Source organism: Roseovarius salinarum, assembly GCF_002834145.1.
In the GTDB taxonomy this organism is placed as follows: domain Bacteria; phylum Pseudomonadota; class Alphaproteobacteria; order Rhodobacterales; family Rhodobacteraceae; genus Roseovarius; species Roseovarius salinarum.
This window is the reverse complement of the sequence record NZ_PHNT01000006.1, coordinates 109,017-125,369: the sequence shown is the minus strand read 5'-3', so window position 1 is coordinate 125,369 and position 16,353 is coordinate 109,017. Positions and strand designations below refer to the sequence as shown.

Below are 16,353 nucleotides of genomic sequence, written 5' to 3'. Positions count from 1 at the left end.
TCCTCCGCGGGCGCTTCCATCTCGACCATGTCGCCATCGGTCTGGTCCAGATAGGCGATCACGTTCACGCGGTCCTCGGGATCGGACAGCCCGGCAAAGCCCATCGTCGTGCCCGGCGCATACCCGCTGGGGTTTTCGAGGAAGGCGTCGAGCTCGGCCACCGTCCAGACATCGGCCGCCTCGGCCAGGCTGCCCGAATACGAGAAATCGGCGACGGCCTGCACCTCGCGGCCGACGACGCCGTAGAGATGCGGGCCGACGCCGTTCTGGCCCTCTTCGACCTGGTGGCAGGCGCGGCACTGGTTGAAGACGTTCGCACCCTTGTCCGGGTCGGCCTCGGCCCAGAGCGCGGCGAGGGACGGGCCTTCGTCGACCTCTTCCTCGGCGGCGGCGTCCTCCTCGCCGGTATCGATCACGTAGGCCTGTTCGTGTTCACCGCCGTGCCCGCCTCCGACGGCGTACAGGGTGTCGGCCGCCCACTTGCCGAGGAGGAATACGAGCAGCGCCCCACAGAAGGCGCCGACGGTCTTTGTCAGTGTCATCGTATCGAACATGAGGCCCGTTTCCCGTTTGCATCCACTCGCGCGGTATCTATCCGCTTCACCTAGCGTGGTGCAAGGTATAGTTTGCGCGACCAAACGCCCGACCGGGCCAGCAAGGGATCGATCCGCAGACATGACCAACCGCATTGCCTTCCAGGGCGAACCGGGCGCGTATTCCCACCAGGCCTGCCACGAAACCCACCCGGAGATGGAGGCGATGCCCTGCCGCACCTTCGAGGACGCGATCGAGGCGGTGCGCGGCGGTGACGCGAACCTTGCCATGCTGCCGGTGGAGAACTCGACCTTCGGCCGCGTCGCAGACATTCACCACCTTCTGCCCGACTCGGGCCTGCACATCGTCGGCGAGGCGTTCGTGCGCGTGCACATCAACCTGCTGGCTGTGCCCGGCACGCGGCTCGGCCAGGTCGAGACCGCGATGAGCCATCGCATGCTTCTGGGCCAATGCCGCGCCTTCCTGAAGGAGCACGGCATCCACCGTCGCCCGGCGGCGGACACCGCCGGGTCGGCCAAGATGGTGGCCGAGGCGGGCGACCCGACCTGCGCCGCGCTGGCCAGCGAGCTGGCCGGCGAGATCTACGGGCTCGAGGTGCTCGCGCGGCACATCGAGGACGAGGGCAACAACCGCACCCGGTTCCTGATCATGTCGCGCACACCTGACCATTCGCGCCGCGGCGACGACGGCATGATGACCAGCTTCGTCTTCCAGGTGCGCAATATCCCCGCTGCGCTCTACAAGGCGATGGGCGGCTTCGCCACGAACGGCGTGAACATGACCAAGCTGGAAAGCTACATGATCGGCGGCTCCTTCAAGGCCACCCAGTTCCATGCCGACATCGAGGGCCACCCCGACGACCCGCCGGTGCGCCGCGCGCTGGAGGAACTGGAATACTTCACCTCGCGGCTGGAAATCCTCGGCGTCTACCCGGCCGACCCGCGGCGGCACTGACCGCGCGCGCCGGGCGGTCTCCCTTCACCGGTCATCACCGGGCGATCACGCCGCCGCGGGTGGCGGTGAGCGGGTTTTCACGTCGCGGCGACAGGCGGTTACAAGCACGGCGGCGCGCCCCAAATGGTGTCTCACAAGGGGCGACGGACCACAGCCCGCCCCCGGACCCGAAACACCAGACGGACGCCAAAAGGAGAGACACCATGCGCACCGCACTCAGCATCTTCGCCATCATCGCCACCACCGCCACCGCATCGCTGGCCGCCCCCGCCGCCGAGCGGATCGCCGGCGACCTCGACGTCAACGACCGCAAGACCATGAACCAGATCGCCGGTGACCTCGACGTCAACGACCGCAAGACCATGAACCAGATCGCCGGTGACCTCGACGTCAACGATCGCAAGACCATGAACCAGATCGCGGGCGACCTGGACGTCAACGACCGCAAGGATCTGCCGATCCTCGGCTGACCGGGCGACAGCGGCCTGAACGCAAAAAAGGCGGGCGTTCCGAAACCGGAGCGCCCGCCTTGCTTTCCGGGTTCAGGCCTTCTTCTGGTAACGCGTCTCGACCCCCGCTGCGAATTCCGCCACCCGGTCACGGAACTGCTGGGTCAGCCTTGTCCTGGCCAGCTTCATCGATTGTTCGAGCAGCCGCGCCGAAATGGTTCTCGGTTTCGTCTCGATCTCGATGCTCAGGCGGGTGCGATTTCGCGACAGCGCCATCAGGTCGATTTTTCCCGCGCCCTCCAGCGCGGCCGACTGCGAGGCGAGGAACATCCAGTTGGGGGGATCGAATTCCTTGAGCGTAAGCTCCACGTCGCGCTGTTTTCCGCGCAGCTTGAACGACGTCTGCCACTGCATCCCCGGCCCGGGCGTCTTCAGCTTGTCGATGCGCTGCACCTCTGCGCCCCGGCGCAGGGCCGCCCGTTCGAAATAGTCGAAATCGGACAGCGCGGCGAACAGGAAGTCAACCGGCACCGCCACGTCTTCCCGCGTGGAAAACTTCATCAGCCTGCCTCGTTTGCTCTGCTACGCGGTATTGTCGCGTCAATCGAGCGTGTCCGCAAGCCAGTTGCGCAGCAGAAAATGCGCGATCGCGCCCTCGCGGGCCGCCTTGAGCATCGGGTGCGTTCCGGCCAGCGAGGCCAGAACCTGCTCGCGCGAAACCCACATCGCATCCTCGAGTTCCTCCGGGTCGAGCGTGATCTCGCGCGACAGCGCCTCCCCGTGGCAGCCGATCATGAGCGACGAGGGAAACGCCCAGGGTTGGCTGGCCAGGTAACGCACCCTCCCCACGTCGATGCCCGCCTCCTCCATGACCTCGCGACGCACCGCTGCCTCGGGCGTCTCACCGGGTTCCACGAAGCCGGCCAGCAGGGAATACATGCCTTCGGGCCACGGCGGCGAGCGACCGAGCAGAACCGCGTTGCCCCGGGTGATCAGCATGATGACAACCGGGTCCGTGCGGGGGAAGTGACGGCCGCCGCAGGCATCGCAAAGGCGCTGCCAACCGGCCTCGACCATCCGGCTTTCGGCCCCGCAACGCGCACAGAACCGGTGGCTGGAATGCCAGCCCAGGATCGCCTTGGCCGTCGCCGCAAGCTCGGCATCGCGTGCATCGAGGCCGGTCATGATGTGGCGCAAGTCCACGAACGCGGTGTCCGGGGGCAATTCGGGGTGGCGTTGTTCGCTCGGGTCGGCGAAACGGCGCAGCAGCGCCGGGTCGAGTCCCTCGGGTTCCCAGGCCGAGATGTCGTGGGCGAAACACAGCGTGCCGTCCGCCTCGCGGCCCAGCAAGACCGGCGCGCCGGCCAGTTGCCGCGCGACGGGATGCTCCATCGGCAGCCGGGCCACGCGGCCCCGGTTCGCACCGGCGGCCAGCAGCTTTCCGCGCCACACGAGAAGGGTCTTCGCACCACCGCTGACGGCGACCTGCAGGGCGTCCGGATCACCCCGCAATTCGGCGGCCCGGTCCAGCCCCGATCCTCCGAATGTCACAGCTTCGGCCTGCCGCATCCGTTCCACCCCTGTTGCCTGCGCGATGCCGTGCCACGGCCCGGGGCAGGTTACAAGCCGCCGGCCGGCAGCCAGGCATCTGGATTGCGTCACGATTTTTCTTGCAACTCAAACGCGAATGGATATTCATTTCATTAGGATGATTTCTGATCGGGCTGAAATCCGGTCCTGTTCACGTTTTTCGGCGACCACGCATTCAGAGACCAAAGAGATTGACCCTCCCTGGCGTTTCAAACGACATTCTCACCGGCACGACGCTGACCGTGCGCCTTCTCGAGACGACGGATGTCCACGCCAACCTTCTGCCCTACGACTACTACGCCGACCGGGCGGACGCGCCGGGCGCCCTGACACGGCTGGCCACGCTGATCGCCGCCGCGCGCGACGAGGCGCCGAACTGCCTGCTTTTCGACAACGGCGATTTCCTGCAGGGCGCGCCGATCGGCGACCTGCCCGCCGACCCGGATGCGGGCTGGACGGGCCCGCACCCCGCGATCACAGCGATGAACGCGCTGGGCTACGACGCCGCCGGGCTGGGCAACCACGAGTTCAACTTCGGGCTGGAGCCGCTGGAAAACGCGCTGGCCGACGCGGCGTTCCCGGTGACCTGCGCCAACGCGCTGACCCGGCGCGGCGCGACCGCGGGTGACGACGAAACCATGGTGGCGCCCTTCCTCCTGCTCGACCGCCGCGTCACGGACGACGCGGGCGAGGCCCACGAGTTGCGCATCGGCGTGGTCGCGGTGGTCCCCCCGCAGATCACCACCTGGGACAGCCACCACCTGTCGGGCCGCGTGACGAGCCGCGACATGGTCGATGCCGTGCGCGCCCGGCTGCCACAGATGCGCGCGGCCGGCGCGCAACTTGTCGTGGCGCTGGCGCATACCGGGATCGGCGACGGGAAAACCCGTGACAGCGCCGAGCACGCGGCGCTGCAACTGGCCGGCCTGCCCGGCATCGATGCAGTAATGGGCGGCCACAGCCATGAGGTCTTCCCGTCCGAGACCGCCCCGGTGGCAGCGGGCGTGGATGCGGCCGCGGGCACGCTGCACGGGACACCGGCGGTGCTTGCAGGTTTCGGCGGACGGCACCTGGGCGTGATCGACCTTCGGCTGCGGCGCAACCACCGCGGCTGGCAAGTCGCCGGGCACCGCAGCGAGGTCCGCCCGACCCGGCCCGCCGCGGCAACGCGGCCCGTGCCCAGCGACCGCGCCGTCACGCGGGTTCTCGCGCCGGCGCACCGGCGCACGCTGCAACTGATGCGACGGCCGCTGGGTGAAACGCAGGCTCCGCTGCACACGTTTCTCACCCGCGTCACCGACTGCGCCGCCACGCGGCTCGTCACACGGGCGAAACGCGCGGCCCTGGAACACGCCCTCCGCGGCACCCCCGAGGCGGCCCTGCCGGTGCTGTCGGTTTCAACTGCCTTCCGTGCAGGCGGGCGGGCCGGGCCGCGACACTTCACCGACATCCCGGCCGGCCCCCTCAGCCGACGGCACGTCGCGGACCTCTACGAGTTCCCCAACACGCTCTGCGGGCTGCGCGTGACCGGCGCGGACCTTCGCGACTGGCTCGAGCGATCCGCCAGCGGCTTCGCCATGGTCGCGCAGGGGCGCGCGGACCAGCCGCTTTTCGATCCGGCCTTCCCGGGGCACACCTTCGACGTCGTCGACGGGCTGACCTACCGCCTCGACCTGTCGCAACCGGCGAGATACGACGTGCACGGTCGCCTCGTGGCGCCGCGCGCCCGGCGCATTCGCGACCTGCGGTTCAACGGGCGGCCACTTCGGGGCGACGCGGAATTCGTCGTGGCGACGAACAGTTACCGGGCGGCCGGCGGCGGGCCCTATCCCGCGTGGCCCGGGCGGGCCTTTCTTCACAGGGGCCGGACACTGATCCGCGATCACCTGGCCGACTACATCCGCGCGGCCGGGACAATCCGCGCGCCGGACCCGCCCGCCTGGTCCTTCGCGCCCATGCCCGGGGCGAGTGTGGTTTTCGACACCGGCCCGGGCATTCGCGGCCACGCCGAAGAGCTTCGCAGGCTGTCCCTGGAAGACCTTGGCGACACCGAAAACGGGTTCGCCCGCCTTCGTCTCCGGCTTTGATGCCTTTCGCCGCCCTTGCGAATCCAGCCGCGACCGACTATCTGCGCCGATGAGAGGTTGGCGCGGGCAAGCGCCTTGCCAACCCGGTCAGGTCCGGAAGGAAGCAGCCGTAGCGAGCCCCGCTTGGGTCGCTGTCCAACCTCTCACCCTTTCCCGGAACATGCACGACGCAGCGTGGCGGCGATTCCTCCGGGTGTTTCGGTGTGAACGCGCCGCGCACCGCGTTCACCTGCCTTGCCTCGGCCTTCGCACGGCCTGATGCCCAGCCCATACCGCCGACGCGGGCACGGCCGACCCGCTGGACGCGCCCGCGGGCCGGGCCTAGTCTGCCCCCAGACGCGAATCCGAAGGCCCCACAATGAGCGACCCCCACGACAGCGGCTACCAGGTACTCGCCCGCAAGTACCGGCCCGAGACATTCGCCGACCTCGTGGGCCAGGACGCGATGGTGCGCACGCTCAAGAACGCGTTCAAGGCCGACCGCATCGCGCAGGCCTTCATGATGACGGGCATCCGCGGCACCGGCAAGACGACGACCGCGCGCATCATCGCCAAGGGCATGAACTGCGTCGGCGCCGACGGCGCGGGCGGCCCGACCACCACGCCGTGCGGGCAATGCGAACACTGCGTCGCGATCAGCGAGGGCCGCCACGTCGACGTGATCGAGATGGACGCGGCCTCGAACACCGGCGTGGACAACATCCGCGACGCGATCATCAACACGGTCGCCTACGCCCCGGCCAGCGCGCGCTACAAGATCTTCGTCATCGACGAGGTCCACATGTTGTCGAAAAGCGCGTTCAACGCGCTTCTCAAGACGCTGGAGGAACCGCCACCGCACGTGAAGTTCATCTTCGCCACCACCGAGATCCGCAAGGTCCCGGTCACCGTGCTGTCGCGCTGCCAGCGGTTCGACCTGCGCCGCATCGAGCCCGAGGAAATGGTCGGGATGCTGCGGCGTATCGCCGACGCCGAGGACGCGCGGATCACCGACGACGCGCTGGCGCTGATCACCCGCGCGGCCGAAGGCTCGGCACGCGACGCGACCTCGCTGCTCGACCAGGCGATCAGCCACGGGGCGGGCGAAACCGGGGCCGAACAGGTGCGCGCCATGCTGGGCCTCGCCGATCACGGCCGCGTGCTCGACCTGTTCGACATGGTCATGAAGGGCGATGCCCAGGGCGCGCTGGCCGAACTGGCCGCGCAATACGCCGAGGGCGCCGATCCCATGGCCGTCCTGCGCGACCTGTCCGAGATCACGCACTGGATCTCGGTGGTGCAGATCACGCCGGAAGCGGCGGATGACCCCACCATCGCCCCCGACGAACGTGCGCGCGGCCGGCAGATGGCACAGGCGCTGCCGATGCGGGTGCTCACACGGACATGGCAGATGCTGCTCAAGGCGCTCGACGAGGTGGCCGAGGCCCCCAATGCCATGATGGCCGCCGAGATGGCGATCATCCGGCTCACCCATGTGGCCGAGCTGCCGGCGCCCGAGGAACTGGTGCGCCGGTTGCAGGACAGCCCGCCGCCTGGTCCCGGCGGACCGCCCAACGGGGGCGGCGCGGCCGACACCACCTCCTCGGGCGCCGCCGGCGGCCCGGCACCGTCCGGGCAGAGCGGCGCTTCCTCCGAAGGCCCGCCCGGGCCCGGCGCCCCCGGCCCGGCAACGGCGCAGGCCCCGCAGCACGCGGCGGCGCTGGCACAGTATCCCGGTTTCGATCATGTCGTGGAACTGATCCGGGCCAACCGTGACGTGAAACTGCTGGTGGAGGTCGAGACCTGCCTGAGACTGGCGGCCTACCAGCCCGGCCGGATCGAGTTCACGCCGACCGCGGACGCCCCGGCGGATCTCGCGAGCCGTCTTGGCGCGGCGCTGCAGCGCTGGACGGGCGCGCGCTGGGCCGTCACCGTCGTCCCCGACGCGCAGGAACCAACCATCGCCGAGGCGCGCGAGGCGTCCCAGACGGCCCTGAAGGACCAGGCGCGCGACCATCCACTCGTGCAGGCGGTGATCGCCGCCTTCCCGCGTGCCGAGATCACCCGCGTCGAGACGCGCGAAACCCGCACCGCCCAAGCCGAGGCCGACGCCCTGCCGGACGCCGAGGACGACGACTGGGACCCGTTCGAGGAAGAGTGACCGCGGACGCCCCCGCCGCGCCTTGTCGCGGCGGCCGCCCGCCCGTATCTAGGGGGCAAGGCAACCGAAACCTGCGCAAAGCGAGAGAGATCATGTTCAAGGGACTGGGCCAGATGGGCGACATGGGCAAGATGATGAAGGCCGCCCAGGAAATGCAGGAGAAGATGTCCGCCCTGCAGGAGGAGATGCACAACATCATCGTCGAGGGCGAATCCGGCGCCGGCATGGTCAAGGCGACCTGCACCGCCAAGGGCGAGCTCAAGAGCCTCGACATCGACCCGTCGATCTTCAATTCCGAAGACAAGGAAGTGGCGGAGGACCTGATCCTCGCCGCCATCAAGGACGCTCAGGAAAAGGCCAGCGAACGCGCGCAGGAGGAGATGGGCAAGATCACCGAGGGCATGGGCCTGCCCAAAGACATGAAGATGCCGTTCTGACGCGCCCTCTTTCATCTTGCTCCAGATACTCCCGCCGGAGGCACCCGACGGCGCCGCCGGCCCGGACGCCGCAGCCATGAGCGCAAATCGCGACATCGACGCCCTGATCGACATGATGGCCAAGCTCCCGGGCCTGGGCCCCCGCTCGGCCCGCCGTACCGTGCTGCACCTGATCGCAAAGCGCGAACTGCAACTGGCGCCTCTGGCCGAGTTGATGGCCCGCGTGGGGCAGACCGCGCGCGAATGCGCGAACTGCGGCAACATCGGCACATCCGAGATCTGCGACATCTGCGCCGACGAGGGCCGCGCCCAGGGCCAGATCTGCGTGGTCGAGGACGTGGCCGACCTCTGGGCGATGGAACGCGGGCAGGCGTTCAAGGGGCGCTACCATGTACTGGGCGGCACGCTGTCGGCGCTCGACCAGGTGGGCCCGGAGGACCTGCGCATCCCCCAGCTGGTCGACCGCGTGGCCACCGAGGGCGTCACCGAGGTGATCCTGGCGCTGAACGCCACGGTCGACGGGCAGACCACCGCCCATTACATCGCCGACCAGCTGGAAGGGCGCGTCGCGCTCAGTTCGCTGGCACAGGGCGTGCCCATCGGCGGCGAACTCGATTACCTCGACGACGGGACGATCACCGCGGCGCTGGCCGCGCGCAAACAGGTCTGAGAACTCAGGCCCGCGCCCAATCCGGCAGGCCCCGCCCGAGCACGACCTCCGCGCCGAGCCGGCCCAGCTCGTCGCTGCATTTCGCGCCGCGTCCGCAGGCGCCCGCGGCCACGGCGATACGGTCGCCGACCATTTCCAGGTGCGGCCGCCCCGACGGGGTGTAGGCGGTCACGCATGGTTCGATCCGTGTCGCGCGCACGCGCAGACCGGGCATCCGCTGGTGCAGCATGTCTTCCAGCATGCGCCCGGCGGCCGCATCGCCGCCCGACCGGAACCAGTCGCCGATCGCCGCCGAGTCGGGCAGGGTCGGGTCGCCGGGGTTTCCGCCCAGCTTGAGGTAGATCCGCCCATCCGGGTAACGGATCGGCGGCAGCAGGTAGGGATTGGCCGCCGCGCCCGTCAGATAGACCAGCGTTGGCATTTCGGCCAGCCGCGTGGCCTCCTCAGCGTCGATCTCGAAAAAGCAGACGGTGCGGGCAAAGACCTCGAGCGGCACCGCCCCGGGCAAGAGGCCGCCGGTGAAGGCGCCCGCGGCGACGAGCGCGCGATCGGCCGTCACCACGCCCGCGTCCGTGCGCACGGTGACCGCGCCCTGGTCCTCGTGCACCCCGTCCACCGTCGCGCGCAGCATCCTCGCCCCCGCGCGTTCGGCCGCGATCCCCTGGGCTTGCACCAGGCGGCGCGGGCTGACATGGCCCGCCCCCGCCCGCTCGTGCAGGGCCAGCGTCTCGTCGGGGAAATCGAAGAACGGGAAGGCCGCACGCAGCGCGTCTCCGCGCAGTTCGCGGTGCGCGATACCCTCTTGCGCGGCCAGCGCGGCCGTCCGCGCCATGCCCTCTCCCGTCGCCGGCCCGGCGATCAGCGCGCCCGTCTCCGTGAAAAACGCCACCCCGCTGTCGGTCGCGATGCGGGCGTAGCGGGCGATGCTTTCGCGACTGGCGCGGCTCCAGAACGGCACGGGGTCGAGCGCGCGGGTGATCCGCCCCTCGTCGTAGTGACTGGCGAACACGCCGTCGTGCGCGCGCTTGTTGCCGGGTTCGTCCGGGCCGATGGCGACCACCTCGTGCCCCCGGAGCGCCAGGTGGCGGGACGCGGCGGCCCCGATCAGCCCCCGGCCGATCACCGCGATGCGCATGCGACCCTCCCCGTGTCGGAGCAGCCCGGCCCACGGATACGACAAACCCCCGAAGCGTGTCGCCCGGGGGTCGTCAGTGTCCTGGTGCCGAAGGCTGCGTGGATCTTCAGAGAAGACCTTCGCGCTGGGCTTTCTTCCGCGCCAGCTTGCGCGCGCGCCGAATCGCCTCGGCCTTTTCGCGCGCCTTCTTCTCCGAGGGTTTCTCGAAGTGCTGCTTGAGCTTCATCTCGCGGAAAACGCCTTCGCGCTGCAGCTTCTTCTTCAGGGCGCGGAGCGCCTGATCGACATTGTTGTCGCGAACACTAACCTGCATGTGGTGTCACCACCTTCCTGAGTTAAAGTTGCATGATGTTGCAGGAAGCGTTGGTATAGCAAAGGCCGCCGATCCTGTCTAGGGTCGCGGACCGAAAGGAAAGGGGCCATGAGCGATCAGGACATCAGGACGGAAATGCTCGAGGCGGCGAAGATGCACGTGCCATTCGACGGCTGGAGCGACGCGGCCCTCGCTGCCGCGGCGCGCGACGCGGGCGTCGACATCGCGCTGGCGCGCGCCGTGTTCCCGCGGGGCGGCGTGGACCTTGCGCTGGCCTATCACGAAGCGGGCGACCGGGCGATGCTGGACCGGCTGGAGGCCGAGGCCGACACGCTGGCCGCAATGCGGTTCCGCGATCGCATCGCGGCGGCGGTTCGGTTCCGCATCGAGGCCATCGACGACCGCGAACTGGCGCGTCGGGGGGCGACCCTTTTCGCCCTGCCGCAGCATGCGCCCGACGGCGCCCGCGCGATCTGGCGCACCTGCGACCGGATCTGGACGGCGCTGGGCGACACCGCGGACGACGTGAACTGGTACACCAAGCGCGCGACGCTTTCGGGGGTCTATTCGTCGACGCTGCTCTACTGGCTGGGCGACAACAGCCCCGAGTATGCCGCGACATGGGATTTCCTCGATCGCCGGATCGAGGACGTGATGCAGTTCGAGAAGGTCAAGGCGCAGGTGCGCGACAACCGCGTGCTCGGCGGCCTGCTGGCCGGGCCGATGGCCGTTCTGGGCAAGATACGTCCGCCGCGGCGGGGCGTGGCCGACATGCCGGGCCGCCACGGCGGCGACCATCATTGAGGGGGCAAGGATGACCGAAACGATGCGCGCGGTCGAGATCACGCAACCCGGCGGGCCGGAGGTGCTGCAACCGGTCGAGCGCCCGGTGCCGCAGCCGGCCCCCGACCAGGTGGTCATCCGGGTCGCCTACGCAGGCGTGAATCGCCCCGACGCGCTGCAACGCGCGGGCGCCTACGCCCCGCCGCCGGATGCCAGCGACCTGCCGGGGCTGGAGGCCGCGGGCGAGATCGTTGCAGTGGGCGCCACCGTCGCCGACTGGCAGGTCGGCGACCGCGTCTGCGCGCTGCTGCCCGGCGGCGGCTACGCCGAATACGTGGCCACCCCGGCCGCTCACTGCCTGCCCGTGCCGCAGGGCATGCCCCTGCGCGAGGCCGCCTGCCTGCCCGAGACCTTCTTCACCGTCTGGACCAACGTGTTCATGCGCGGCCGCCTTCAGGCCGGCGAACGGTTCCTGGTGCACGGCGGCAGTTCCGGCATTGGCACGACGGCGATCCAGCTTGCCCACATCTTCGGGGCGCGGGTCTACGCCACCGCCGGATCGGACCAGAAGTGCAAGGTCTGCACCGACCTTGGCGCGGATCGCGCGATCAACTACCGCGAGGAGGACTTCGTCGAGGTTCTGCGCGGCGACGGCGGCGCCAACCTGATCCTCGACATGGTGGGCGGCGACTACATCCCCCGCAACGTCAAGGCCCTGGCCGACGACGGGCGGCTGGTTCACATCGCCTTCCTGTCGGGTCCCAAGGCAGAACTGAATTTCGCGCAGGTGATGGCACGGCGGTTGACGATCACCGGCTCCACCCTGCGGCCGCAAGGCGACCTGGCCAAGGCCGAGATCGCCGAGGCGCTGCGCGCCCATGTCTGGCCGCTGCTCGACGCCGGGCGCGTGGCCCCGGTGATGGATTCCGAGTTCGACCTGGCCCAGGCGGCCGCGGCGCACGAGCGGATCGAAAGCAGCGGCCACATCGGCAAGATCGTCCTGAAGGTGCACGGCGGCGACTGACGGCCGCCGGGCCCGGGGTGGCGGATGACAATCGCCCGGGCCGGTGTCATAACCGCGACATACGGCAATCTGACGACGGGGCGAATCGGGTGAAGGGCTTGGGTGTGCGGCATGATCGGCGCGGCGGGCCGGGGTGGCGGCCTTGATCGAGGCGCTGATCGATCCCCTGCTCGCGCAGCTCTCGCCCGTGGTCTGGGGCGGCGCGCTGGCGGTGGTCAGCCTCGGGTTGAGCGCCGTCGCGATCCGGCGTGACAGGCCGTTGGACTGGCGGTTCGCCCTCCCGGTCGAACACCCCGCCGACGGGCCGCCGCTGTTCGAGACGGTGTTCGATCACCGGCCTGCCGAGGGGCAGGCGCATTCCCCCGCGATCGCGGTGAAGGATGACGGCTTCACGCTCGTCTGGTTCGAAGGCTCGGCAGAGGCGCAGGCGGATGTCGACATCCATCACGCCCGATTTTCCCGCGACGCGGGGGGCGGCTGGCATCACGACACGCCCGCACCGCTGATCACGCGCCGCGCGCTCAGCGCCTGTTTCGAGCCGCGCCAGGCGGTGATCACGCTGGGCAACACCATCCAGAACGAAATCGCGCCCGACGCCTTCTACGCCACCGTGGTCTCGGTGGGCGGCTGGGCCATGGCCTCGGTCGCCGACGTGCGCATCGACCCCGATCGCCGCGTCCCGGTGCGGGCGCACAAGCTGAACCTGTCGCCGCTGCTCAACCGCTCGCACCTCGTGAAATCACCGATGGTCGCCTACGCCGACGGCAGCCACGGTCTGCCCGCCTATTTCGAGATGAAGCACGGCTACAGCGAACTGGTCCGCCTCGATGCCGAGGGGCGGGTGCGCGACGTGCGCCGCATCCCGGAGGGGCGCAACGCGATCCAGCCGATGATCGTGCCGCTGGACGAGCGCCACGCCATCGCCTTCCTGCGCAACTTCGGCACCGGGTCGCGCAGGCTGCTGGTCAGCGAAACCGCCGACGGCGGGCGCCACTGGTCGGCCGTCCACGACAGCGACCTGCCCAATCCCGACGCGCCGGTGGCGGCGCTGGCGCTGGGCGGTGACAGGATCCTGATGGCGCTCAACGACGACGCGCAGCGCAGCGACCTGCTGCGGCTCTTGCTTTCGCAGGATCGCGGCCGGAGCTGGCGGCGCATCGCCACGCTGGAGGACGGCGGCGGCGACGCGGACCGCGCGGTGCGTTACCCGATGCTGCGCCGTCTGCGCGACGGCAGCATCGTCCTGGCTTATTCGCAGCGCGGCAAGCACGGCATCCGCGCGCATGTGTTCAACGACGCCTGGGTGAACGCGCAATGACGGGTGTTCTGACAACACTCTGGCTGGCCGTCCTTCTGGCATGGGTCCTGGCCGGGGTGGGCGGGCTGGTGCTGCCCCCGCCGCAGGCGGTGGCGGCGGGCCTTGCCGCGGGGGCCGTGGCCGCCGTGCTGTTCCGTGACACGATCGTGCTGCGGGGGCTGGTTGCGCTGCTGGGCAGTTTCCGCGCCGTGCTGCCGGTGCTGGCGCTGCGGCACCTCGCAGGCATGGCCGGCATCGACATCCTGCCCTTCACGACGGTCGAGCTGGCCGCCTTCCTCGTGGCCTATGTCTTTTTCCTGGCCGCCGCCACCACCGCCCTGCCCGCGAACGTCTACCGGCTGGGCTACGCGCCGTGGCCGGTGGCCGGGATGGTCCTGGCGGTCTGTGCCTATGGCATGGCGCAGGGCAGCCTGTTCATACCCCTCGTGGCCGTGGCCGGGCAGGCCTTCTGGGTCGCGGGGATCGGCAGCAGCAACTGGTTCGACCACGTGCTGCACGCCGCCCTGGTGCCGGTGACCGCCGTGGTGCTGCTGGAACGGCTGCTGTCCCTCTAGAAAAGGTCGCGCCTCAGCGCAGGGGCGCCAGCAAGGCACCCTCCAGCCGGCAATCAGTGACCACGTCGCGACCGCATGGCACCGGCGAAAGCCCGCGTGACAGGCAGATCCGCGCCTCGTGGATCCGCCCGCCCCGGCAGGTGATGGTCACCGCGTCGCGCGCCAGGTCCGGGTTGGCCTTCAGGAACGCGGCCTCGATAACCTGTGCGGGCAGCCTCACCGGGCGATCCAGCTTGCGCAGGACCTCGGGGCGGGTGACGGCGCGGTAGGCCCGCCGCGACAGCGCGAAATACTCCGCCGGCGGCAACCCGCTGCACGTGCCATGTTTCTTCCACTGGTGCCATGCCAGCCCGGCGCTGCCCATGATGTCGGCCATTGCGCGCGTCATCGCGCGCGACGGCGGGCGGCGGGCGCTGTCGCAATAGGCGGGCCAGCCGCGGTGATACTGCGGCCACAGCCCGTGCAGAAGCCAGCCGTGCCCGGTGCCGCGCGCGCAAGCGGGCGCATCGCGGTCATCGCCCTCCAGCGCGCACCAGCTCGGCTGCCAGCTCAGGGCCAGCACGTAATAGTCGAACGCGCCCGGCGTGTCTTGTGCGTCTGCGGGCCGCACGGCCAGAACAAGCAGCAGCGCAAGGGCGAGGGTCAGGCGAGGAAGGGGGGATGACGGCATACTTCGCTCTTTCATTTCCGCGCGGAAGCGACTATATCGCGGCCAAGTTTCCCGACAACGGTAACCCGCACCCGCCAGGGTGCCGCCGATTCAGGCGACGGGAAAGATTTGTTCAAAGGAGGTCACGCGGGATGGCGAAACCGATCATGGCAAAGGCCACGGCCGTCTGGCTGGTGGACAACACGACGATCACGTTCAAGCAGATCGGCGATTTCTGCGGGCTGCACGAACTGGAGGTTCAGGGCATCGCCGACGGCGACGTTGCCGCCGGCGTGAAGGGCTTCGACCCGATCGCCAACAACCAGCTCACCCAGGAAGAGATCGACAGGGCCGAGGCCGATCCGCTGCACAAGCTCCGGCTGAAGCACAACCCCGCCGCCGAGGGCGAGGAAAAACGCCGCGGCCCGCGCTATACCCCCTTGTCCAAGCGGCAGGACCGGCCCAACGCGATCCTGTGGCTGGTGAAGTTCCACCCCGAACTGGCCGACGCCCAGATCGCCCGCCTCGTCGGCACGACCAAGCCCACGATCCAGTCGATCCGCGAGCGCACGCACTGGAACATCGCCAACATGCAGCCCGTCGATCCGGTCGCGCTGGGCCTGTGCAAGCAGTCGGAACTGGACGAGGCAGTGCAGAAGGCCGCTGCCAAGAAGGCCAAGGAGGGCGAGACGATCGGCGACGACGAACGCCGCCGCCTGCTCGATACAGAGCAGAGCCTCGAGATGGAGGCCGAACCCAAGATGCCCACCGCCATCGAGGGGCTGGAAACCTTCAGCCTGGGCGGTGACGATACGGCACAGTCCGGGTCGGGCGACGACGAGGAGGAAATGCCCGACGCCGACAGCTTCTTCAACCTGCCGGACGACGACGAGACCGAGGACGACGACGACACGGGCCGCGGCTGACGCCGTGCCCGCCCGCGACTGCCCGAGGTGCCGATGCCCCCGAGAACGCTGATCGATCGAACGCTGCTCGCGCTGGCGCTGGCCGTGCTCGCGGCCTCGCCCGTGCTGGCATTCCTTGTGCCCGGCTATTTCAGCACCACCTTCGCGGCCGAGGACGGGCCTGTCGAATCCGGCACCGCGCTCATGCTGTTCGCGGCCGGGGCGCTGCTGGCGGCGCGCGCGCCGGGTTTCGCGCGCGCAGGGCGGCGCGGGGCAGCGGCCCTGACGGTTCTTTACGCCGCGCTGTTCGTGTTTGCCGCCGGCGAGGAGATTTCCTGGGGCCAGCGGATCTTCGGCTGGGGCACGCCGGAATTCTTCGCGGCCAACAACTACCAGAAGGAAACGAACCTTCACAATCTGACGATTGGCGGGCACCGGCTGGGCCGGACGCTGTTCGGCAGCGTGCTGACCACGGTTCTGCTGCTCTACCTCGTCGTTCTGCCGCTGCTCTACGGCCGCGTGCGGTTGATCAGGCGGCTGGCCGACGGGCTTGCCGTGCCGGTGCCATGGCCGCATCATGGGCTGCTCGCCGTCGGCGCGAGCGTCGTGGTCGCCGCCATCGACGTGCCGCGCAACTGGGAGGTCTACGAGCTGGTGTTCGCGCTGCTGGCGGCCTCGATATTCCTGCGCCCGCAAAACCGCGCGGCCGAGCCGGACCAAAAGGCGCCCTTGTGACAACTCGGCCCATGGCTTATGCCACCCCGACCCTTGAATGAAAAACCTTCCTCCG

The 16,353-nt window shown here is 69.5% G+C and carries 17 protein-coding genes, 1 other RNA gene and 1 pseudogene; 13 read left to right on the top strand and 6 right to left on the bottom strand.

All coding sequences use genetic code 11. The features are described 5' to 3' along the window. Window positions 1-35: 35 nt before the first annotated feature. Window positions 36-554 (bottom strand): annotated as a pseudogene (locus tag CEF10_RS17175) (c-type cytochrome); the annotation flags it as partial. A gap of 121 nt (window positions 555-675) precedes the next feature. Between CEF10_RS17175 and CEF10_RS07905 the strand changes: the two are divergent. Both CEF10_RS07905 and CEF10_RS07900 read left to right on the top strand, forming a co-directional pair. Beyond that, a complete protein-coding gene (locus CEF10_RS07905; protein ID WP_101067589.1) occupies window positions 676-1,509 on the top strand; it encodes a prephenate dehydratase in 834 nt (277 codons plus the stop codon). Window positions 1,510-1,712: 203 nt separating this feature from the next. Continuing rightward, window positions 1,713-1,979, top strand: a complete 267-nt coding sequence (locus tag CEF10_RS07900) for a hypothetical protein (RefSeq protein WP_101067588.1) — start codon at window positions 1,713-1,715, stop codon at window positions 1,977-1,979. Window positions 1,980-2,051: 72 nt separating this feature from the next. Here CEF10_RS07900 and CEF10_RS07895 read toward each other — a convergent pair whose 3' ends face one another. Both CEF10_RS07895 and nudC read right to left on the bottom strand, forming a co-directional pair. Beyond that, window positions 2,052-2,519: an SRPBCC family protein gene (locus tag CEF10_RS07895; RefSeq protein WP_101067587.1), complete on the bottom strand. Its 468-nt coding sequence runs from the start codon at window positions 2,517-2,519 to the stop codon at window positions 2,052-2,054. 39 nt (window positions 2,520-2,558) lie between these two features. Next, window positions 2,559-3,527 (bottom strand): NAD(+) diphosphatase, encoded by a 969-nt coding sequence (nudC, locus tag CEF10_RS07890; RefSeq protein ID WP_101067586.1) that lies wholly within the window; start codon window positions 3,525-3,527, stop codon window positions 2,559-2,561. 212 nt (window positions 3,528-3,739) lie between these two features. Here nudC and CEF10_RS07885 point away from each other — a divergent pair, with 212 nt between their 5' ends. The 5 genes from CEF10_RS07885 (at window position 3,740) to recR (ending at window position 8,882) form a co-directional block, all read left to right on the top strand. Beyond that, a complete protein-coding gene (locus tag CEF10_RS07885; RefSeq protein ID WP_157932976.1) occupies window positions 3,740-5,635 on the top strand; it encodes a bifunctional 2',3'-cyclic-nucleotide 2'-phosphodiesterase/3'-nucleotidase in 1,896 nt (631 codons plus the stop codon). A 51-nt stretch (window positions 5,636-5,686) separates the two neighbouring features. Next, window positions 5,687-5,783: signal recognition particle sRNA small type (gene ffs, locus CEF10_RS07880), an RNA gene on the top strand. Between the two features lie 210 nt (window positions 5,784-5,993). Beyond that, the gene (locus tag CEF10_RS07875) at window positions 5,994-7,775 is read left to right on the top strand and encodes a DNA polymerase III subunit gamma/tau (protein WP_101067584.1); all 1,782 of its coding nucleotides are present in this window, start codon (window positions 5,994-5,996) and stop codon (window positions 7,773-7,775) included. Window positions 7,776-7,867: 92 nt separating this feature from the next. Beyond that, window positions 7,868-8,212, top strand: a complete 345-nt coding sequence (locus CEF10_RS07870) for a YbaB/EbfC family nucleoid-associated protein (protein WP_101067583.1) — start codon at window positions 7,868-7,870, stop codon at window positions 8,210-8,212. A 76-nt stretch (window positions 8,213-8,288) separates the two neighbouring features. Beyond that, window positions 8,289-8,882 (top strand): recombination mediator RecR, encoded by a 594-nt coding sequence (gene recR, locus CEF10_RS07865; protein WP_101067636.1) that lies wholly within the window; start codon window positions 8,289-8,291, stop codon window positions 8,880-8,882. A 4-nt stretch (window positions 8,883-8,886) separates the two neighbouring features. On the opposite strand, the gene CEF10_RS07860 is transcribed toward recR, so the two are convergent. Both CEF10_RS07860 and rpsU read right to left on the bottom strand, forming a co-directional pair. Further along, window positions 8,887-10,017 carry an NAD(P)/FAD-dependent oxidoreductase gene (locus CEF10_RS07860; protein WP_101067582.1) on the bottom strand — a complete coding sequence of 377 codons (1,131 nt, stop codon included), beginning with the start codon at window positions 10,015-10,017 and terminating at the stop codon, window positions 8,887-8,889. 106 nt (window positions 10,018-10,123) lie between these two features. Then, on the bottom strand, window positions 10,124-10,330 hold the full coding sequence (rpsU, locus tag CEF10_RS07855; protein WP_005614280.1) for a 30S ribosomal protein S21: 207 nt from the start codon (window positions 10,328-10,330) through the stop codon (window positions 10,124-10,126). A 108-nt stretch (window positions 10,331-10,438) separates the two neighbouring features. Between rpsU and CEF10_RS07850 the strand changes: the two genes are divergently transcribed. The 4 genes from CEF10_RS07850 to CEF10_RS07835 all read left to right on the top strand — a co-directional run bounded on the left by CEF10_RS07850 (window position 10,439) and on the right by CEF10_RS07835 (window position 14,009). Continuing rightward, entirely contained in the window at window positions 10,439-11,134 is a 696-nt protein-coding gene (locus CEF10_RS07850; protein ID WP_101067581.1) for a COQ9 family protein, read from the top strand. Window positions 11,135-11,144: 10 nt separating this feature from the next. After that, complete coding sequence (locus CEF10_RS07845) at window positions 11,145-12,137, top strand: NAD(P)H-quinone oxidoreductase (RefSeq protein ID WP_101067580.1); 993 nt, start codon at window positions 11,145-11,147, stop codon at window positions 12,135-12,137. Window positions 12,138-12,279: 142 nt separating this feature from the next. Then, a complete protein-coding gene (locus tag CEF10_RS07840) occupies window positions 12,280-13,455 on the top strand; it encodes an exo-alpha-sialidase (protein WP_157932975.1) in 1,176 nt (391 codons plus the stop codon). Further along, window positions 13,452-14,009, top strand: a complete 558-nt coding sequence (locus CEF10_RS07835; protein ID WP_101067578.1) for a hypothetical protein — start codon at window positions 13,452-13,454, stop codon at window positions 14,007-14,009. Before CEF10_RS07840 ends, CEF10_RS07835 begins: the two co-directional genes overlap by 4 nt. Window positions 14,010-14,022: 13 nt before the next feature. Here the strand turns inward: CEF10_RS07835 and CEF10_RS07830 are convergent, their stop codons facing one another. Then, on the bottom strand, window positions 14,023-14,679 hold the full coding sequence (locus CEF10_RS07830; RefSeq protein ID WP_232796439.1) for a ribonuclease T2: 657 nt from the start codon (window positions 14,677-14,679) through the stop codon (window positions 14,023-14,025). Between the two features lie 131 nt (window positions 14,680-14,810). Between CEF10_RS07830 and CEF10_RS07825 the strand changes: the two genes are divergently transcribed. Next, entirely contained in the window at window positions 14,811-15,584 is a 774-nt protein-coding gene (locus CEF10_RS07825; protein ID WP_101067576.1) for a DUF1013 domain-containing protein, read from the top strand. 33 nt (window positions 15,585-15,617) lie between these two features. Further along, window positions 15,618-16,298: a hypothetical protein gene (locus CEF10_RS07820; protein WP_101067575.1), complete on the top strand. Its 681-nt coding sequence runs from the start codon at window positions 15,618-15,620 to the stop codon at window positions 16,296-16,298. Window positions 16,299-16,353 lie beyond the last annotated feature (55 nt).

Bases quoted from the DNA above. Each gene is read 5' to 3' on its own strand.
- CEF10_RS07905 (WP_101067589.1), top strand. From the start codon at position 676: ATGACCAACCGCATTGCCTTCCAGGGCGAACCGGGCGCGTATTCCCAC.
- CEF10_RS07900 (WP_101067588.1), top strand. From the start codon at position 1,713: ATGCGCACCGCACTCAGCATCTTCGCCATCATCGCCACCACCGCCACC.
- CEF10_RS07895 (WP_101067587.1), bottom strand. From the start codon at position 2,519: ATGAAGTTTTCCACGCGGGAAGACGTGGCGGTGCCGGTTGACTTCCTG.
- nudC (WP_101067586.1), bottom strand. From the start codon at position 3,527: ATGCGGCAGGCCGAAGCTGTGACATTCGGAGGATCGGGGCTGGACCGG.
- CEF10_RS07875 (WP_101067584.1), top strand. From the start codon at position 5,994: ATGAGCGACCCCCACGACAGCGGCTACCAGGTACTCGCCCGCAAGTAC.
- CEF10_RS07870 (WP_101067583.1), top strand. From the start codon at position 7,868: ATGTTCAAGGGACTGGGCCAGATGGGCGACATGGGCAAGATGATGAAG.
- recR (WP_101067636.1), top strand. From the start codon at position 8,289: ATGAGCGCAAATCGCGACATCGACGCCCTGATCGACATGATGGCCAAG.
- CEF10_RS07860 (WP_101067582.1), bottom strand. From the start codon at position 10,017: ATGCGCATCGCGGTGATCGGCCGGGGGCTGATCGGGGCCGCCGCGTCC.
- rpsU (WP_005614280.1), bottom strand. From the start codon at position 10,330: ATGCAGGTTAGTGTTCGCGACAACAATGTCGATCAGGCGCTCCGCGCC.
- CEF10_RS07850 (WP_101067581.1), top strand. From the start codon at position 10,439: ATGAGCGATCAGGACATCAGGACGGAAATGCTCGAGGCGGCGAAGATG.
- CEF10_RS07845 (WP_101067580.1), top strand. From the start codon at position 11,145: ATGACCGAAACGATGCGCGCGGTCGAGATCACGCAACCCGGCGGGCCG.
- CEF10_RS07835 (WP_101067578.1), top strand. From the start codon at position 13,452: ATGACGGGTGTTCTGACAACACTCTGGCTGGCCGTCCTTCTGGCATGG.
- CEF10_RS07830 (WP_232796439.1), bottom strand. From the start codon at position 14,679: ATGCCGTCATCCCCCCTTCCTCGCCTGACCCTCGCCCTTGCGCTGCTG.
- CEF10_RS07825 (WP_101067576.1), top strand. From the start codon at position 14,811: ATGGCGAAACCGATCATGGCAAAGGCCACGGCCGTCTGGCTGGTGGAC.
- CEF10_RS07820 (WP_101067575.1), top strand. From the start codon at position 15,618: ATGCCCCCGAGAACGCTGATCGATCGAACGCTGCTCGCGCTGGCGCTG.